The sequence below is a fragment of the Micromonospora yongxingensis genome, assembly GCF_052601155.1.
The window spans coordinates 311,607-327,913 of sequence record NZ_JBQXEO010000003.1; the positions used below are offsets into that span (position 1 = coordinate 311,607).

Here is a 16,307-nt window from a genome sequence, read left to right on the forward strand (position 1 = left end):
CAGGGGCGGCTGCGCAAGGTGTTCAACTCCGTCGGCATCGTCTTCAAGGGCTCCGGCTTCTACCGCACCGACTCCCGGGCCTCCGGCTCCGAGACGACGGCCGCCGGCACGGCGAGCAAGCCGGCCAAGTCCGAGTCGTCCTCGGGTGGGGATTCCGGGTCGTCCTCGGGTTCCTCGACCGGTTCCTCGTCGTCGTCGGGGTCGTCGTCGTCGTCGGGGTCGTCGTCCTCGTCGGGATCGTCGTCCTCGTCGGGGTCGTCCTCGTCGGGCGGATCGAGCGGCGGCAAGGCTCCGGCGGCCAGCTCCGCGTCCTGACCCGCCCGTCCCAGCCCTGCTGGGTCGAGCGTGCCTTGATCCACCCGGCTTCACGGATGTCGGCCTGTCCCCGCTTGGCTGACAGCCCAACATCCTTGACTCCGAGTCGATCAAGGTCGGTGCCATAGCAGGCCGAGCCGGCTGGTGGGCGTTGTCCACAGGCCGGCCGGTTGTCCACAGGGCAGGGTCGACGTCCGGCCGGCCAGGCTGGAACGGCCTAACCTGCCGCCACGGGTGTCGCTGTGACGCCCTGGGCGGGAGGCGGCAGACGATGGGTGATCCAGACTCCGCACGGGCGTTGCGTCCGCTGCGCCGGCTCACCCTGCCCGGCGGGCCCACCCTGCTCCGGGCCGGTCTGGTCGCCGTGCTGCTCGGCCTGGCCGCCGCCGTACTGCACATCCCGACCGGCTGCCCGCCGACCACCGCACCATCCGGGGCACCGGCGGGAGCGGCCGGCGAAGGCAGGCCGACCGACCCCGACGGAAACGCACAGGCCGGGCCGCTGCCCATCGGCGCGACCGCCGCCACCGACGGAAGCGGCGGGCACGGCACGAACGGAAGAACCACCCCGCTGCCGCTGCCCGCTGGCGCGGTCGGCGTCCCGATCCGACTCGCCGAGCCGGCCGCTCTCGCGGTGGTCCACCCCGGCAGCCGGGTCGACCTGCTCGCGGCACCGCCCGGCGGCACGGGCACCGAAGCGACGCTGCTCGCACCCCGAGCGCTGGTCCTGGACGTGCTGGGCGCCGACGACGGGTCCGCGGCGCTCTATCTGGCGCTCGACCCCGACCAGGCGCAACGTGCGATCGGCCTCCCCGAGGGCAGCCGGTTCGCCATCGTCGTCCGCGGTTGACCGCGGCCACCAGCGGGGTTCGTGACGAACCTGGCGACTCCGCGCCGGGCACTGCCGGTCGCCTCGAGCGGGTGCCGGCCCGGCCGATCGGCCGCGACGGTTCGAGCCGGGGTCAGTCCCAGTGCGGTGGGCGTTCGGCGAGCAGCCAGTCGTCGTTGCCGCCGGGCCGCTCGCCCCAGCCGCGGTCGGTGTCGTCGGCGGTCTGCTCGGGCAGCACCACGAAGTCTTCGCTCAGGTCGACGGTGCGGTCGTCGTCGCCGCGCGCGCCCTGCGTACCGGGGTCCTCGGTGCTCACGAGCGGCAAGACTAGCGCAGCCGACGGCAGCGGACCGGTCGCGCACGGTGGCGCGCCGGCCAGAAGCGACCGGGCCGCCGGCCGCGTTGGTAGCGTCGGACGGCGTGACGACCCCCAGCGGTGGCAGCACCCCGGACGACTACTGGCGACGACCCGGGACCGGTGGCGACGAGGCGGCGGACCAACCTCCCGCCGCGCCCGGATCCGCCCCGGCCAGCCCGTACGCCGGCCCGCCGCCGAGCACGCCACCCCCGGCGGGCTGGCGTCCACCCGTACACCTGCAACCGGCACCGCCCCGGCGGCTTCCGCCGCAGGACATGGCCGGCCTGGACGCGGCCGAGCAGCGCTCGCAGCGGGTCACCTACGGCTTCGGGGCGGTGGCCGGCGTGGTGCTGGTCGTGCTGGTCTGTCTGCTCTGCTCGCGGGTCGTCTTCTGACCCGGGCACGGTCAGAGGGTGGTGCCCCAGACGGTCTCGGCGCCCGAGTGGCCGGTCAGGTAGACGTAGACCACCGCGGCGATCGACAGCGCGACGACCGCCACCGACAGCACCGGGGTCACCAACGCCGGCAGCCGCGGCACCCGGGGATGGCCGCTGGTCGCCACCAGCAGCAGGATCGCCGCGATCCCGAGCGGCCCCACGATCCGGAACAGGATGTCGCCGTAACGGGAGTGCTCGAAGATCTGGTCGAGGATCGGGCCCTGGAAACCCCGGGCGACCAGCGCGTCGGTGAACGCCTCACCCGACTGGACGGCCACGAAGGCGGTCAGCGGCGCGGCCACGGCGAGCAGGCCCAGCGCCCAGTCCAGCCGGTGCCGCCAGCGCGGCAGCCCCACGTACGCGACGGCCACCAGGGCCAGCAGCGGCACGAACATGACCACCGCATGGACCACCAGGACGTGTGCCGGTAGACCCAGGATCTCCTCGAACATCGACACCCTCCAGGTGGATCACGGTCACGGGACCGCCAGCGTACGGCCGGCCGATTGTCCCCAGGCTCTCGACCGGACACACGCAGGCCGCCCCGTTCGGGTTCACCGCGAGGCGGTCCGGGAGCGGTCCCTCCGGCGTGTCCGTGGCCACCCCGACCGGACGTCGGTTGTCGGCGCTGGTTCCACGTGCTGTCATTGGCGGCATGTCCGGTGCCGAGGAGCTGCTGCGATCGAGGGGTCTGCGTGTCACGCGACCGCGCCTCGCGGTGCTCGACGTGCTGGCCGGCGGTGGTCACCTGGAGGTCGACGAGATCACCCGGCAGGTCCGCGAACGCCTCGACTCGGTCTCCACCCAGGCCGTCTACGACGTGCTGGGGGCGCTCTCCCGGGCCGGGCTGTCCCGCCGGATCGAGCCTGCCGGCAGTCCCGCCCGCTACGAGGCGCGTACCGGCGACAACCACCACCACGTGGTCTGTCGGGGCTGCGGCGAGATCGCCGACATCGACTGCACGGTGGGCAGCGCACCCTGCCTGGAGCCGAACACCGCGCACGGCTTCGAGGTGGACGAGGCGGAAGTGACCTTCTGGGGCCTCTGCCCGGGCTGCCAGGCCCGTCGCTCCGCCGACAACTGACCCGGGCCGTGGCACTCTTGGGCGGTGGACTCCGATGACCTCGGTCTCTTCGGTCCGGGTTCGGTCACGTGGAAGGTGCACGACGAGCCGATCCTGATCGTCGCCGGCCTGCGTTCGCTCTACCTCCAGGCGCTGCACCCGCGCGCGATGGCCGGGGTCGCGCAGAACAGCAACTACCGCGCCGACGCCTGGGGCCGCCTGGTCCGCACCGCCACCTACGTGGCGACCACGGTGTACGGCACCACCGCCGAGGCGGAGGCCGCCGGAGCGCGGCTGCGCCGGCTGCACGCCCGGTTGCGGGCCACCGACCCGCTCACCGGCGAGGAGTTCCGGGTCGACGATCCGGACCTGCTGCGCTGGGTGCACGTCACCGAGGTCGAGTCGTTCCTCAGCACGGCCCGGCGGGCGGGCCTGCCGCTCACCGACGACGAGGTGGACGGCTACTACACCGAGCAACGCCGCTCCGCCGCGTTGGTCGGCCTGGACCCGGCCACCGTCCCGGGCACCGCCGCCGAGATCGCCGCCTACTACCGGGCCGTACGGCCGGAGCTGCGGATGACCCGGGAGGCCGCCGAGACGGCGCTCTTCCTCACCGCTCCGCCGCTGCCGTGGAAGCTCAGCCTGCCGGCCCGGCTGGGGCTCACCCTCGGACCGCCGCGCTGGGCGTACCTGGGGATCGCCGGGACCGCGCTCGGGCTGCTGCCGGCCTGGGCTCGCCGGATGTACGGCGGTCTCGGGCTGCCCACCACGGCCCTGACGGCGGACCTGAGCGTGCGTGCCCTGCGGCTGGCGCTCGCCGCGGTGCCCCGCCGCTACATCGAGGGCCCGCTGTTGCAGGCCGCCAAGCAGCGGGCGGAACGGCTCACCGCCACCCCGCTGGCCGGCTGACCCGACCGGCGTCGAGGGGTCAGCCGTCGGCGGGCCGGTCCACGGCCGCCCACGGCTCCTTGCCCGGCGTCTGCGCGCCCGTCGGGCAGTGGCGCCGGAAGTCGCACCAGCCGCAACGGGGGCCGGGTGCCACCGGGAACGCCTCGTCCGCATCGCCGCCGTCGGCGACCGTCCGCTCGGCCGCCATGATGTCGCGGGCCGTCTCCTCGGCCCGGGTCAACTGCCGGCCCAGCGACTCGACGGTGTGCTCGTGGGCGGCGACGGTGCCGGTCGGCAGGTGGTGCAACTCCACCCGACGGCACGGTCGGCGGAACACCCGCTCGGCCGCGTACGCGTAGAGCGCCAGCGCCTGCGAACCGCGCGCGTCATCCGTGTCCAGCCCGGTGCGGCCGGTCTTGTAGTCGACGATGACCAGCTCAGGGCCCTCCGGGCCGGGGCGGGAGTCGATGCGGTCGGTTCGGCCGTTGAACGCCAACACCGCCGTCTTGACCGCCACCACCCGCTCCACGCCGAGCGGGTCGGTGTCCGGCTCAAGGGTCTCGACGTACGCCTCCAGCCAGCCCAACGCCCGTCGGTAGGCGGCCCGCTCCTGCTCGTCGTCGCGGTAGCCCTCGCGGACCCAGGTGCCCTTGAGCAGGGCGGCCAGTGCTTCGGGGCGCCGCCGCTCGGTGGGCAGCGCATACCAGTTCTTCAGGGCGGTGTGCACGCTGGCGCCGAGCGAGTTGTGCGCCCACGGCGGGCCCTTGGGCGGGGTCGGCCGGTCGACGTAGGAGTAGCGGTAGCGGCGCGGGCAGTCCGCGTACGCGCCCAGCTTGCTGGGGGTGCAGACGAAGAGCCGCTCCGGCATGCCCTCGAAGCCGAGCTGCTCGGCGCCACCGGCGCGCTGCTGGGGGGCCCGGCCGCCAGCGGCGGGTCGTCCGGCTGAAGAGGCTCGTCGCACGCCTGCGATCCTGCCATCCACCCCCGACATCGCGCGTACGCCGGTCAGGTCATGTTCACGTACTGCGTGACGAAGGCGGCCACCGCGTCGGCGATGAGCTGCACGGCGATCGCGGCCAGCAGCAGGCCGGCGATCCGCGTCAGCACCTCGATCCCGCCCGGTCGCAGGATCTTCACGATGCCGCCGGAGAAGCGCAGCACGATCCAGACCGCGACCATCACCGCGAGGATCGCCACGGCGATGGCGCTGAACTCGCCCAGCCCGTCCGCCTGCTGCACGAAGAGCATGGTCGCGACGATGGCGCCGGGACCGGCCAGCAGCGGGGTGCCCAGCGGCACCAGGGCGATGTTCGAGGTGACCTGCTGGCTGGGGTCGTCGGCCTTGCCGGTCAGCAGTTCCAGAGCGACCAGCACCAGCAGCAGACCACCGGCGGCCTGCAGAGCCGGCAGGTCCACGTGCAGGTAGTCGAGCAGCGTCTGGCCGGCCACCGCGAAGATCACGATCACGCCGAGGGCCAGCGCGACCGCCTGCCAGGCCGCCCGGTTGCGATCGCGGGCGGGCAGCGGGCCGGTCAGCGCGAGGAAGATCGGCATCATGCCCGGCGGGTCGGTGATCACCAGCAGGGTCACGAAAACCTCGCCGAACAGCTTCAGATCCACGTGATCAACCTAGCCGCGCCACGGCTGGCCGAAATCGGGATCAGCCGGAAGCGACCTCGGTCACCCCGGCGGCGACGATCCGCTCGTACGCCTCGACGCTGGTGCCGAACGCCCCGAGCTGGACGGTCTTGTGGGTGCCGTGGAAGTCCGACGAGCCGGTGACCAGCAGGCCCAGCTCGGCAGCGAGCGTCCGTACGTGCGCCTGCTCGGCCGGGCTGTGGTCCTCGTGGTCGGCCTCCAGGCCGGCCAACCCGGCGGCGGCCAGCTCGGCGATCAGCTCGTCGGGCACCACCCGGCCCCGTCGCGTGGCGCGCGGGTGGGCGAAGACCGGCACGCCGCCGGCCTCCCGCACCAGCCTGATCGCCCGGAACACGTCGATGTCCTCCTTGGGCAGCCGGTACCGCTCGCCCAACCAGTCCGGGCCGAACGCCTCCCGGGTGCTGCCCACCAGGCCGGCCCGGATCAGCGCCTGCGCGATGTGCGGCCGTCCCACGGTGCCGCCGCCCGCCCCGGCCAGGATGTCCGGCCAGCTCACGTCGATCCCGTCCGCGCGCAGCAGAGTGACCATCCGTTCGCCCCGCTCCTCGCGGGCGGCCCGCACCCTGGCCAGTTCGGCGACCAGCTCGGGGTGCTCCGGGTCGAACAGGTACGCCAGCAGGTGCAGCGGTATCGCCGGTTGCGCCCCGGACCAGCGACAGGACAGCTCCGCGCCCCGGACGAGGCGCAGCCCGGGCGGCAGTGCTCGCACGGCCGGCGCCCAGCCGGCGGTGGTGTCGTGGTCGGTGATGGCCAGCACGTCCAGCCCCGCGTGCGCGGCGGCGCGGACCAGCTCCGACGGGCTCAGCGTGCCGTCGCTGGCCGTCGAGTGGGCGTGCAGGTCGATCCGCGGGGAGGGGCCGGTACGCGAGGTCACCGGTCGACGGTATCGAGGGCCACGGGTCCGGGCACGCCGAGGTCGGCCGGAGCGCGACCGTTGGAGGTCAGCCGGTCACGAGGACCGGCCGGTCGCCGGGCCGCACGCCCGGCACCGAGACGGGCTCGGCCACCTTCCCGGTCCGCACCTGGTCGACGTTGACCTGGACCAGCTTGCCGGCGCCGTCGACGTAGGTGGCGTCCGACTCCGTCCTCCAGGCGACCTCGCCGCTCACCGGCGGGCCGGCCGGCACGGCGGTCAGGTCCTGCCCGAGCCGGCGCAGGTCGACCAGGAGGGATCCACTGGTCTTGCCGACCCATCCGTTCACCAGCAGCCATCGCCCGTCACCGGAGACCGCGCCCGCCCCGTCCGGGCTCAGCTCCGGGCCGCAGCCGGTGAGCACCGGCTTGAGGTCGCGCTTCGGGTCGAGCACGGCCAGGCAGGTCCTGGCCGGGTCGTCCGTGGACACCTGACCGACCAGCCGTCCGTCGGGCAGCGTGCCGTAGATGTTCAGCGTGCTCCGGTCGGAACCCGCGGTCAGCTCCCCGGCACCCGGCCGCCAGAGGGTGTGACCCGGGCCGTCCGGGTCGAGCCGGACCAGCACGTTGTCGCCGATGAACCGGACCGGTTCCACCTTGCCCGGCACGGGAGTGCGCACCGGCCCGATGAGCTGGGTGCCGACGACCCCCGCCACCAGCAGGCCGGTGCCGTCGCGCCAGGCGACCTGACGGCCGTCGGGTGCCACGACGATCGAGCCCGCACCAGCGAGCAGCACCTGCACCAGCCCGTCATGCTGCGCCACCCAGAGGGAACGGCCGGCGGTGGTCGGCGCGCCGACCACCAGCCAACCACCACTGGGAAGCAGGTGCGCGCGCTCGGCCGGACCGACACCGGGCAGTTCCAGCCGCCCACCGCTCACGCCGATCAGCGTCGCGCCGGCGAGCACGTCCACGGGCGTCCCAGAGGTGGTGGCGGCGGCGGTGACGGTGGCCGAGGGGATCGGCCGGCCCGACGGGTTCGGGTCACCGATCACGACGACCGGCTTGCCCTGCCGGCCGGGGTCTCCGCCGAGTTGCGCCATACCGGTGCTGACCAGCACGGTGGCGACCGCCGCGAGGGCGAGGCCGGCACCGGTACGTCGGCGCCGGATCCGCTTCGCCCGGCGGATCGCCTGGCCGGCCGGATCGGCGCTCAGTGGGCGCGCGACGGCGACCTGGTGCGAGAGGGTCTCCCGCACCGCGCCTTCCAACTCGTCACGTCGCACCTGGTAAGGACGCGGCGGGTGGCCCGTCAGGTTGTCGGACCGGTCCGGGAAACCCTTCACCGCTGCTCACCGGAGCCGGTGCCGACGGGCACGGCCGCCGGGGCTGCGGGCAGCTCGACCGGTGGTTCGGCCGGTTGGGGCACGGCCGGCCGGGGCAGCGCGCGCCGGGCCGTCTGGGGGGTTCGACCGGCGGTGGCGCCGCGGGTGACCGGGGCCGACCCGGTCCGGGTACCCGCGCCGCCGACCCGGTCGGTGCCGGCGGCCGTCCGGCGGTCGGCGCCAGGGGCGGCGGTGGGGCGACCGGCGGCCAGGTCCGGCGCGTCGGTGCCCATCCGCCGGCGCAGCGTGGACAGCGCCCGGGACGCCTGGCTCTTCACCGTGCCCGGGGAGATGTCGAGCATCGCGGCGGTCTGCGCCTCGGACATGTCCTCGTAGTAGCGCAGCACCAGCACCGCCCGCTGCCGGTTGGGCAGCTCCCGCAGGTGCCGCCACAGCAGGTCGCGGTCCAGTTGCTGCTGGATCTCGTCGACACCCGCCCGCTCGGGCAGGACCTCGGTGGGGCGCTCACCGTGCCAGCGGCGCCGCCACCAGCTCGTCGAGGTGTTGACCATCACCCGGCGGGCGTACGGCTCGACGGCCTCGATCCCACCGAGCCGCTTCCACGCCAGGTACGTCTTGGTCAGGGCCGTCTGGAGCAGGTCCTCGGCCGTGGCCCAGTCGCCGGCGAGGAGGTACGCGGTGCGGAGCAGAGCCGCGGAGCGGGCCGCGACGAACTCGCGGAACTCCTCCTCCAACGGGTCCCTGCTCGCCACCATCGCACCTCCGCGCCCCAGCCGTCCTGGCAGAGTGCCACGTCAGAGGCCCTCGGGTCCATGACGAAAGGTGCGCACTTGCTCCGATGTTCGGACGAAAACTTTCACGCCCCGTCGTCGGCCTTGGCCTCGTCGGCCTCCTTGCCCAGCCGGGCCTCGACCGCCTGCGGCTCGTACATCTCCTCGACCACTCGGAGGTAGAGCTCGTTCGGGTTGGGCAGGTTCTTGATCTCGCGCAGCGCCTGCTCCTGGCCGGCGGACTCCAGCACGAACGTGCCGTAGTTGAGCGCCCGGCCGGTCGGCGTCTGCTCGTACTTCATGTCGGTGACCCGGACCAGCGGCATCATGGCGACCCGGCGGGTGATGATGCCGTTGACCACCATGACCCGCTTGTTGGTCAGGATGAACCGGTCATACCACCAGTCGGCGACCTTCCAGGCCACCCAGCCCATCACCGCGAACCAGAGCAGCACAGCGATGGTGGTCAGCGCGCCCACGTTCTGCCCGGCGAGGAAGCCGGAGAGGTAACCGAGCACGAAGGTCGCCGCGATGCCGATCAACAGCGGGGTGGTGAGGTGGATCCAGTGCCGCTTCCACTCACCCCGGTAGCGCTCGGTGGGGAAGAGGTAGCGGGCGACCAGGGAACTGGGCTCGTCCTCCAGGGGCAGCACCCGTCGGGGTGCCGCTCCGGTGGCGTCGGCGCGCAGCCCGGCCAGCTCGTCCTCGGAGATCTGCGGCGCCTGGTAGCCGGCCTCCGGGTCACGGATCCAGGCACGACCCGAACGACCCTCGCCGGCATAGCCGGGCCCGTCGCCGTAGCCGACGTCGTCCGATAGGGACGGACCGTCGGACAGGCCGGGCCCGGCGCCGTAGCCCGGGCCGTCATCGGGCCCGATCCGCGGAATCGGCTCGGTGTCGCGCTCCCGGCGGTCCCGGTCAGGATCGTCCGGGTCGAAGGGTGGTCCGGAGGGGCTGCCCATGGACGGTTAGGCGACGAGGCTGGTGAAGAAGTCGCCGAACCCCTGGGCGATGTCGACGATCCCGCCGCCGAGCGACTTGAACACATCCGCCGCCGAGTTTGGCCGGTAGGCGACGAAGAAGATCAAGAATGCGATTCCGGCCCAGGTGAGGACCTTCTTGACCATGGCGGGCCATCCTCTCGCGCGGCGCCGGGTCCCATTACCGCAGCGGCACCCAGAGTATCAGTGTGGTGTCGTACAGTGAATATCTGCGACCGTTCTCCGTCAATCCGGAAGGTTGTCAGCCCTCCCGGGCAGGTACGGGGACGGTGCGCCGTACACGAGTTCGGGTGGAGTCCACTCGGCAAGGTCGTGCAGCACGACTTCTTCCGCGAGCAGGTGACCCGCACTCGCCGGCCAGGCTATCGCATGCAGCCACATTCCCCGAGCCTCGCCGGCGTACGCGCTTCGATCCGTCGGTGAATTCACCAACCACAGTGGAGTCGGGTGCCCGCCGACCTTGATCTTCGCCTGTCCGACGTGGTCAGGATGACCCGAGCCCGGATCGGTCAGCGCGTCGACCAGCTCCGGTCCCGGATCCGGGCCGGCCAGACCTGCCAACCGGGTGCCCAGGCCCACGCCTGGTTCCTCGGCCACGAAGACCAGGTCGGCCGGGCCGCCACCGAGCGGCGCCGGGCCCGCGCAGGCCACCGCGGTCGCCCGCACTCCCGTCCGGTCGTCCCCGGCGTACGCCACGCCGGTGAGGGTCCAGCCGGGCGGCAACGGCCACGGGCACCACAGCGGTGTGCCCGGTGGGTCAGCGGTCGCGGTGATCCGCTCCACCACGCTCGCCACGATGTCCGCTCCGATGTGTTCGGGCACGTGCAGCGGCGGCACGGGGCCGCACCGCAGGCACCTCGACTCGGTGTGCATCAGATCCGGCGCCCGTACCGGGCCCCCGCATCTCGGACAACTCACCGCGACACTCACATCCCCACCGTCACCCTCGGCCGCCGGCACGTCAAGCCGGACCGTCCGATTCGGCACCGGTCGGGGGTCAGTCCGGCGGCGGGCCGGCGTGGGTACGGATCCAGGCGTGCATGGCGATGCCGCTGGCGACGCCCGCGTTGATGGACCTCGTGGAGCCGTACTGGGCGATCGAGTAGAGCTGGGTGCAGGCGGCACGGGCCGGTTCGGAGAGACCCGGTCCCTCCTGGCCGAACAGCAGCACGCAGTCCCGTGGCAGGGTGCCGGTCTCCAGCGGGCGCGAGCCGGGCAGGTTGTCGATGCCCAGCACCGGCAGCTCCCGCGCGGCCGCCCAACCGACGAACTCCTCGATCGTCTCGTGGTGACGGACGTGCTGGTACCGATCGGTCACCATGGCGCCACGCCGGTTCCACCGTCGCCGCCCGACGATGTGGACCTCGGCGGCGAGGAACGCGTTGGCGTTGCGGACGACCGTTCCGATGTTGAAGTCGTGCTGCCAGTTCTCGATGGCGACGTGGAAGCCGTGCCGGTGCAGGTCGAGGTCCGCGACGATCGCCTCGTGCCGCCAGTAGCGGTAGCGGTCGACCACGTTGCGCCGGTCCCCCTCGGCCAGCAGCTGCGGGTCGTAGCGCGGGTCGTCGGGTGGGTGCCCCGGCCAGGGGCCCACGCCCACCTCGAACTGGTCGTCGGTCACGGTCATCAGAGGGTACGGGTCCGCTCGGCACGCGCCGCGACGGCCTGCCTGTTCACCCCAGCCCGAGCGCGCCACCGAGCCGGTCCAGGAAGCGCCGGTCGGCCGGGCTGGTCGACTGGCTTCCCGGATGCCCGCCGGGGCCGGCCGCCGCTCGGCAGACCCGGGCCGCGACCGACTGCACCCACTGCCGGTACGCGGCCGAGTCGGCGGGGTCGGCGCGCCGGTGCAGGACCCGGACCGCCGCCCGGCAGGCTGCCAGGAGGTCCACCAGATCGGTGAGCCGCTCGGTGGGTTCCGGGGTGCCGTCGTGGCGGGCGTAGATGGCGGCGACCACGGCACGCACCAGATCGCTGTCGAACGCCCGGCCGGCGGCCACCGCGTCGAGGCCGGCCAGGCCCGCCCTGACCCCTCGTTGGGGACGGCCGGGCCCGGGTGCGGCGGCGGCCACGAGGACCCGTCCGGGCAGGCTGGTGAGCAGGTCCCACTCGACGGCGGAGTAGACAGCGGTGGTCAAGGGTGCGGCTCGGCGGCCGGCAGAGGGCGGCTCTCCGGCGACGGAGTGGCTCATCGGAACCTCCGGCGCCAGCATATGCCCCGAAACGGGAAGAGGGCCCCTTCCCCATCAGAACCGATGTGGGGAAGGAGCCCGGGTCGGCGACGGCAGATCCGCCGCCGCGCTCAGCGTGGCTCGGGGAAGCTGGGCCGCTCCGGGTCCACTCCCTCTCCGACGGCGCTGGCCGCGTACTCCCGCTTGGGGACCATGACCTTGCGCCGGAAGACGCAGACCATCGTGCCGTCCTGGTTGTAGCCACGGGTCTCGACCGACACCACGCCCCGGTCGGGCTTGGAACCGGACTCCCGCTTGTCCAGCACGGTGGTCTCGCCGTAGATGGTGTCGCCGTGGAAGGTGGGCGCCACGTGCCGCAGCGACTCGACCTCCAGGTTGGCGATCGCCTTACCGCTGACGTCCGGCACCGACATGCCGAGCAGCAGCGAGTAGATGTAGTTACCGACCACGACGTTGCGCTTGAACTGGCTGGCCGTCCCGGCGTAGTGGGCGTCCATGTGCAGCGGGTGGTGGTTCATGGTGAGCAGGCAGAAGAGGTGGTCGTCGTACTCGGTGACGGTCTTGCCCGGCCAGTGCCGGTAGACCGCGCCGACCTCGAACTCCTCGTAGTAACGGCCGAACTGCATCCTGGTCCCCTTCGACGGGCGGCGATGGAGTTCGGCACAGCATGCCTTACCGGTGGTTAAGGCGACCGAGGGGGCGCGACCCCGGCGGAAATGTCACACCGGTCACTCGCACGGGGGGAGACGCAATGAGCGGCGGGGCCCTCCCCGGCACCCGCCGCCCACGCTCTGATGCGGAGAATTCTGCCCTACGCCTGCGTAGGTTCGACAGAGACCGGCGTCACATTTATTCTTTTGTAACACTACTCATCGTAATCGAGCGCAGGTTGATCAGCGATCTCTGCAGGCCCGATACCTCCTTGTCAAGAGGCAAGTTACCGATTCGTAGTGCTCGATCGCGTTGATCTCCCTGGAAACGCTCCCATCACGTCAGGTTACGCAAGTGCGTCATGCACTTGCGTTCCGCAGCTCGGGACGCACAGACGTCAGTCGATGACCGCGAGTGCCACCGGGCAGCCCCGACCACGTTTCGTGCCCGAGCGCCCGGGAATTCGATACGGTCAGCCCTGGTTCTACGGGACGTAGATAAACCGCGGTGATCGGAGAGTGCAATGGCAACCGTTGAGCTGACCTCGGCGAACTTCGACGAGGTGACCGGCAACGACGGCATCGTCCTGGTCGACTTCTGGGCCGACTGGTGTGGTCCGTGCAAGCGGTTCGCCCCGGTCTACGAGCGCTCCTCGGAGAAGCACCAGAACATCGTCTTCGGCAAGGTCGACACCGAGGCGCAGCAGGAGCTGGGCGCCAAGTTCGACATCCGATCGATCCCGACGATCATGGCGATCCGCGACGGCGTCATCGTCTTCGCCCAGCCGGGCGCCCTTCCCGAGTCCGCGCTGGAGAACCTGATCGAGCAGGTCGAGGCGCTGGACATGGACGACGTCCGCAAGCAGCTGGCCGAGCACAACCACTGAGCCGTCCCACGACGGCACACGAGGCCGGGCCCGACACGGGCCCGGCCTTCGTCGTACCTGTGCATGATCACCGACCTGGGCAGCCGGAACTGGCCATCGGTGGGAACCGGCGCGGCCGGTACATCCCGTATCGTCACGACCCGATGGAGAACCTGACCACCCGCGGGCGCGTGACCCGGCTGGGCGCGACCGCACTTGGTCTCGTCCTGCTGCTCGTCGGCACCCTGTGGGGCAACGACGACGACTTTCCGTTCGGCCCGTTCCGGATGTACTCCACCTCCAACCCACCGAACGCGCCCGCCCCGGACACCCGCGTCGAGGGGGTGAACAGCGACGGCGCCGTCATCGACCTCGACCAGGACGCGACGGGCATCCGCCGCGCCGAGATCGAGGGGCAGCAGGACCGCTACGCCGCCGAGCCGGCGCTGCTCGCCGAGGTCGCCGACGCGTACGCCGAACGCCACCCGGACGCCGCCGCGCTGGTGGAGGTCCGCATCGTCATCCGCTGGCACGGCATCCGCGCCGGCCGGCCGACCGGCCGGCACACCGACGAGACCGTGGTCCGCTGGCAGGCGTCCCGATGATCCGCTGGCTGACCGAAGCGGTGCCGCGAGGCCGGGTGGCGGCCTTCCGGACACTGATCTACCTCTTCGTGGCCGCCGACCTGGTGATCTTCACCCCCTGGGTGCGCACCCGGGTCAGCGTGCCCGGCGATCTGTACCAGCCGCTGCTGATCGGTCGTCTGCTCCCACTGCCGACGCCCACCCCGACGCTGGTGGCGGCGATCTTCTGGGCACTGCTGCTGCTCGCCCTGCTCGCCGCGACCGGGCGGGCACCCCGGCTGCTCGGCTGGGCGGTCTGCGCGCTCTACCTCGAGTGGATGATCATCGCGATGAGCTACGGAAAGGTCGACCACGACCGTTTCGGGCTGCTGGTCGCGCTGGCCGTGCTGCCCACCGCCGGTCGGGCCCGGCACGGCGACACCACCCGCACCGAGGCCGGCGGCTGGGCGCTGCGGGTCACCCAGATCGCGGTGATCTGCACGTACTTCCTGGCCGCCTGGGCCAAGCTGCGCTTCGGCGGCCTGGACTGGCTGACCGGCTCGGTGCTGGCCCGGGCCATCATCCGACGCGGCACCGACTTCGCGGACCTGATCGCCCAGGTGCCGTACCTGCTGATCGTCGCCCAGTTCGGCATCGTGGCCTTCGAGCTGTTCAGCCCGGTGGTCTTCCTGCTGCCGGCCCGCTGGCGGGTGGCCATGGTCGGCTTCTTCTACTCGTTCCACGTGGTCACGATCGCGACCATCACCATCTCGTTCGCCCCGCACCTGGCCGCGATGACCAGCTTCCTTCCCCTGGAACGGGTCCGCCCGCTGGTCTGGGCACGCCGGCTCGCCGGCCGCCCCGTGCCGGAGCCGGCGAGGGGCGCAGTCGACGACCCGCACGAGCCCGGCACAGAGCCGGACCCGGAGGCCGTGCCGCTCGGCGGTCAGCCTCCGGTGGTCGGGCGACCGGCCGGGCCGTAGAGCCGTTCCCGGGCCTCCTGCGGCAGGGAACAGGCCGCCGTGCCGCCGGGGAGCCGGTGCCGGTTGCGCGCCACCCAGCGGTACGCCGGCCACGCGGCGGCGCGCGCTGGCGGGAACCGCAGGCCGGCTCCGGCGACCCGCCAGAGCGGGCCACTCGCGGCGAGCAGTTTCGCGATGGCGTCCGGACCGGCGGCGCGTGACCCGTCCGCACCGACCCACTGGACGGCCTCCTCGCACTCGGCGGCGGTGAGGCCGAGCACGTCCAGGTCGGCGAACTGCCAGGGCACCACCCGCGCGCCGGTGGGGATGCGGCGTTCGATGAAGTCCGCGCACCGGGTGCAGAACGCGCAGTCCCCGTCGTAGACGAAGGTCGACGTCTCCATGCCGTCCATCCTCCCCCGCACGACCGTCCGACCGGGCACCGGTGTCCGGCGGGTCACTTGCGTTGGGCTCGTACACGTGTTCGAATAGTGGCCATGCGCTGGGACAACCTCACCGCTCCCCCGGTTGAGGGAGACCCCGAGCGGGCAGCGCCAGCGACGCCACCCCTGCCGCTGGCGCTGCCCGGCGCCGTCGCCCGCACCTTCGACACCCCCGAGTTCGCCGGGATGACCTTCTACGAGGTGCGCGCCAAATCCATCATCAACCGGGTGCCCGGGCAGTCCCGCGTCCCGTTCGAGTGGACCATCAACCCGTACCGGGGCTGCTCCCATGCGTGTGTTTACTGTTTCGCGAGAAATACTCACACTTATCTCGACCTCGACGCCGGGGCGGACTTCGACCGGAAGGTGATCGTCAAGGTCAACGCCGGTGAGCTGGTCCGGCGGGAGCTGGCCGCGCCGAAGTGGCGGGGCGCCCACGTGGCGATGGGCACCAACGTCGACTGCTACCAGCGGGCCGAGGGGCGCTACCGGCTCATGCCGCAGATCATCGCGGCTCTGCGGGACTTCGCCAACCCGTTCTCGATCCTGACCAAGGGCACGCTGATCCTGCGGGACCTGCCCCTGCTGCGGGAGGCCGCCCAGGTGACCAAGGTGGGCATCTCCTACTCGGTGGGCTTCGTCGACGAGCAGCTCTGGCGTGCCGTCGAGCCGGGCACGCCGCACCCGCGTCGCCGGCTGGACGCGGTCCGGGCGCTCACCGACGCCGGCTTCTCCGTCGGGGTGCTGATGGCGCCGATCCTGCCGGGGTTGAGCGACAGCGACGAGTCGATCGACGCGACCGTGTCGGCGATCGCCGCCGCCGGGGCGAGCAGCGTGACGCCGCTGGCACTGCACCTGCGTCCGGGCGCTCGGGAGTGGTACGCCGGCTGGCTGGCACGGGAGTACCCGCACCTCGTGCCCCGCTACCAGGAGCTCTACCGGGCCGGCTCCTACGCACCGCAGGCGTACCAGCGGGAACTGACCGCACGGGTGCGCATCGCGGCCCGCCGGCACGGGCTGCACCGTGGTGAAGTGGGCGACAACCGCAGCCTGCCCGAGCCGCCGCCACCGCCGGCCGCCGAGCAGCTGACCCTGCTGTGAGGCGGGGGCGGCGCT

The 16,307-nt window shown here is 72.5% G+C and carries 23 protein-coding genes; 8 read left to right on the forward strand and 15 right to left on the reverse strand.

Annotated features, from left to right (window positions below):
* Positions 1-59: 59 nt before the first annotated feature.
* Positions 60-359: a hypothetical protein gene (locus ACTWLT_RS06995; RefSeq protein ID WP_445317650.1), complete on the reverse strand. Its 300-nt coding sequence runs from the start codon at positions 357-359 to the stop codon at positions 60-62.
* 227 nt (positions 360-586) lie between these two features.
* Between ACTWLT_RS06995 and ACTWLT_RS07000 the strand changes: the two genes are divergently transcribed.
* Complete coding sequence (locus tag ACTWLT_RS07000) at positions 587-1,165, forward strand: flagellar biosynthesis protein FlgA (protein WP_445317594.1); 579 nt, start codon at positions 587-589, stop codon at positions 1,163-1,165.
* 112 nt (positions 1,166-1,277) lie between these two features.
* On the opposite strand, the gene ACTWLT_RS07005 is transcribed toward ACTWLT_RS07000, so the two are convergent.
* Positions 1,278-1,460, reverse strand: a complete 183-nt coding sequence (locus tag ACTWLT_RS07005) for a hypothetical protein (RefSeq protein WP_252415919.1) — start codon at positions 1,458-1,460, stop codon at positions 1,278-1,280.
* Positions 1,461-1,564: 104 nt separating this feature from the next.
* On the opposite strand from ACTWLT_RS07005, the gene ACTWLT_RS07010 reads away from it, so the two are divergent.
* Positions 1,565-1,897, forward strand: coding sequence for a hypothetical protein (locus ACTWLT_RS07010; RefSeq protein WP_445317595.1), 333 nt, complete (start codon positions 1,565-1,567; stop codon positions 1,895-1,897).
* Positions 1,898-1,908: 11 nt separating this feature from the next.
* On the opposite strand, the gene ACTWLT_RS07015 is transcribed toward ACTWLT_RS07010, so the two are convergent.
* The gene (locus tag ACTWLT_RS07015) at positions 1,909-2,391 is read right to left on the reverse strand and encodes a DUF2231 domain-containing protein (protein WP_445317596.1); all 483 of its coding nucleotides are present in this window, start codon (positions 2,389-2,391) and stop codon (positions 1,909-1,911) included.
* 203 nt (positions 2,392-2,594) lie between these two features.
* On the opposite strand from ACTWLT_RS07015, the gene ACTWLT_RS07020 reads away from it, so the two are divergent.
* The gene (locus ACTWLT_RS07020) at positions 2,595-3,023 is read left to right on the forward strand and encodes a Fur family transcriptional regulator (protein WP_445317597.1); all 429 of its coding nucleotides are present in this window, start codon (positions 2,595-2,597) and stop codon (positions 3,021-3,023) included.
* Between the two features lie 24 nt (positions 3,024-3,047).
* Positions 3,048-3,911, forward strand: coding sequence for an oxygenase MpaB family protein (locus ACTWLT_RS07025; RefSeq protein ID WP_445317598.1), 864 nt, complete (start codon positions 3,048-3,050; stop codon positions 3,909-3,911).
* Positions 3,912-3,930: 19 nt separating this feature from the next.
* Here ACTWLT_RS07025 and ACTWLT_RS07030 read toward each other — a convergent pair whose 3' ends face one another.
* From ACTWLT_RS07030 to ACTWLT_RS07080, 11 genes are all read right to left on the reverse strand, one after another.
* A complete protein-coding gene (locus ACTWLT_RS07030) occupies positions 3,931-4,758 on the reverse strand; it encodes a RecB family exonuclease (RefSeq protein ID WP_374558023.1) in 828 nt (275 codons plus the stop codon).
* A gap of 137 nt (positions 4,759-4,895) precedes the next feature.
* Positions 4,896-5,510 carry a MarC family protein gene (locus ACTWLT_RS07035; protein WP_030329175.1) on the reverse strand — a complete coding sequence of 205 codons (615 nt, stop codon included), beginning with the start codon at positions 5,508-5,510 and terminating at the stop codon, positions 4,896-4,898.
* Positions 5,511-5,550: 40 nt separating this feature from the next.
* Positions 5,551-6,423 (reverse strand): PHP domain-containing protein, encoded by an 873-nt coding sequence (locus tag ACTWLT_RS07040; RefSeq protein WP_445317599.1) that lies wholly within the window; start codon positions 6,421-6,423, stop codon positions 5,551-5,553.
* Between the two features lie 67 nt (positions 6,424-6,490).
* On the reverse strand, positions 6,491-7,687 hold the full coding sequence (locus tag ACTWLT_RS07045; RefSeq protein ID WP_445317600.1) for a hypothetical protein: 1,197 nt from the start codon (positions 7,685-7,687) through the stop codon (positions 6,491-6,493).
* 56 nt (positions 7,688-7,743) lie between these two features.
* A complete protein-coding gene (locus ACTWLT_RS07050; RefSeq protein ID WP_445317601.1) occupies positions 7,744-8,502 on the reverse strand; it encodes a SigE family RNA polymerase sigma factor in 759 nt (252 codons plus the stop codon).
* A 101-nt stretch (positions 8,503-8,603) separates the two neighbouring features.
* Positions 8,604-9,479, reverse strand: a complete 876-nt coding sequence (locus tag ACTWLT_RS07055; RefSeq protein ID WP_252415927.1) for a PH domain-containing protein — start codon at positions 9,477-9,479, stop codon at positions 8,604-8,606.
* Positions 9,480-9,485: 6 nt separating this feature from the next.
* A complete protein-coding gene (locus ACTWLT_RS07060) occupies positions 9,486-9,644 on the reverse strand; it encodes a hypothetical protein (RefSeq protein ID WP_165942702.1) in 159 nt (52 codons plus the stop codon).
* 99 nt (positions 9,645-9,743) lie between these two features.
* Complete coding sequence (locus ACTWLT_RS07065) at positions 9,744-10,505, reverse strand: DUF6758 family protein (RefSeq protein ID WP_445317602.1); 762 nt, start codon at positions 10,503-10,505, stop codon at positions 9,744-9,746.
* 10 nt (positions 10,506-10,515) lie between these two features.
* A complete protein-coding gene (locus tag ACTWLT_RS07070; protein ID WP_445317603.1) occupies positions 10,516-11,139 on the reverse strand; it encodes a TrmH family RNA methyltransferase in 624 nt (207 codons plus the stop codon).
* A 52-nt stretch (positions 11,140-11,191) separates the two neighbouring features.
* Positions 11,192-11,728: a hypothetical protein gene (locus tag ACTWLT_RS07075; protein WP_445317604.1), complete on the reverse strand. Its 537-nt coding sequence runs from the start codon at positions 11,726-11,728 to the stop codon at positions 11,192-11,194.
* Between the two features lie 89 nt (positions 11,729-11,817).
* A complete protein-coding gene (locus tag ACTWLT_RS07080; RefSeq protein ID WP_252415931.1) occupies positions 11,818-12,333 on the reverse strand; it encodes a MaoC family dehydratase in 516 nt (171 codons plus the stop codon).
* Between the two features lie 548 nt (positions 12,334-12,881).
* Here ACTWLT_RS07080 and trxA point away from each other — a divergent pair.
* From trxA to ACTWLT_RS07095, 3 genes are all read left to right on the forward strand, one after another.
* On the forward strand, positions 12,882-13,244 hold the full coding sequence (gene trxA, locus ACTWLT_RS07085) for a thioredoxin (protein ID WP_030329190.1): 363 nt from the start codon (positions 12,882-12,884) through the stop codon (positions 13,242-13,244).
* Between the two features lie 143 nt (positions 13,245-13,387).
* The gene (locus ACTWLT_RS07090) at positions 13,388-13,828 is read left to right on the forward strand and encodes a hypothetical protein (protein ID WP_252415932.1); all 441 of its coding nucleotides are present in this window, start codon (positions 13,388-13,390) and stop codon (positions 13,826-13,828) included.
* Positions 13,825-14,769 carry an HTTM domain-containing protein gene (locus ACTWLT_RS07095; RefSeq protein ID WP_445317605.1) on the forward strand — a complete coding sequence of 315 codons (945 nt, stop codon included), beginning with the start codon at positions 13,825-13,827 and terminating at the stop codon, positions 14,767-14,769. The genes ACTWLT_RS07090 and ACTWLT_RS07095 overlap by 4 nt, the downstream gene beginning before the upstream one ends.
* Here ACTWLT_RS07095 and ACTWLT_RS07100 read toward each other — a convergent pair.
* On the reverse strand, positions 14,733-15,152 hold the full coding sequence (locus ACTWLT_RS07100; protein ID WP_445317606.1) for a thiol-disulfide oxidoreductase DCC family protein: 420 nt from the start codon (positions 15,150-15,152) through the stop codon (positions 14,733-14,735). The genes ACTWLT_RS07095 and ACTWLT_RS07100 overlap by 37 nt on opposite strands.
* 93 nt (positions 15,153-15,245) lie before the next feature.
* Between ACTWLT_RS07100 and ACTWLT_RS07105 the strand changes: the two genes are divergently transcribed.
* Positions 15,246-16,292: an Rv2578c family radical SAM protein gene (locus ACTWLT_RS07105; protein ID WP_445317607.1), complete on the forward strand. Its 1,047-nt coding sequence runs from the start codon at positions 15,246-15,248 to the stop codon at positions 16,290-16,292.
* Positions 16,293-16,307: the final 15 nt, after the last annotated feature.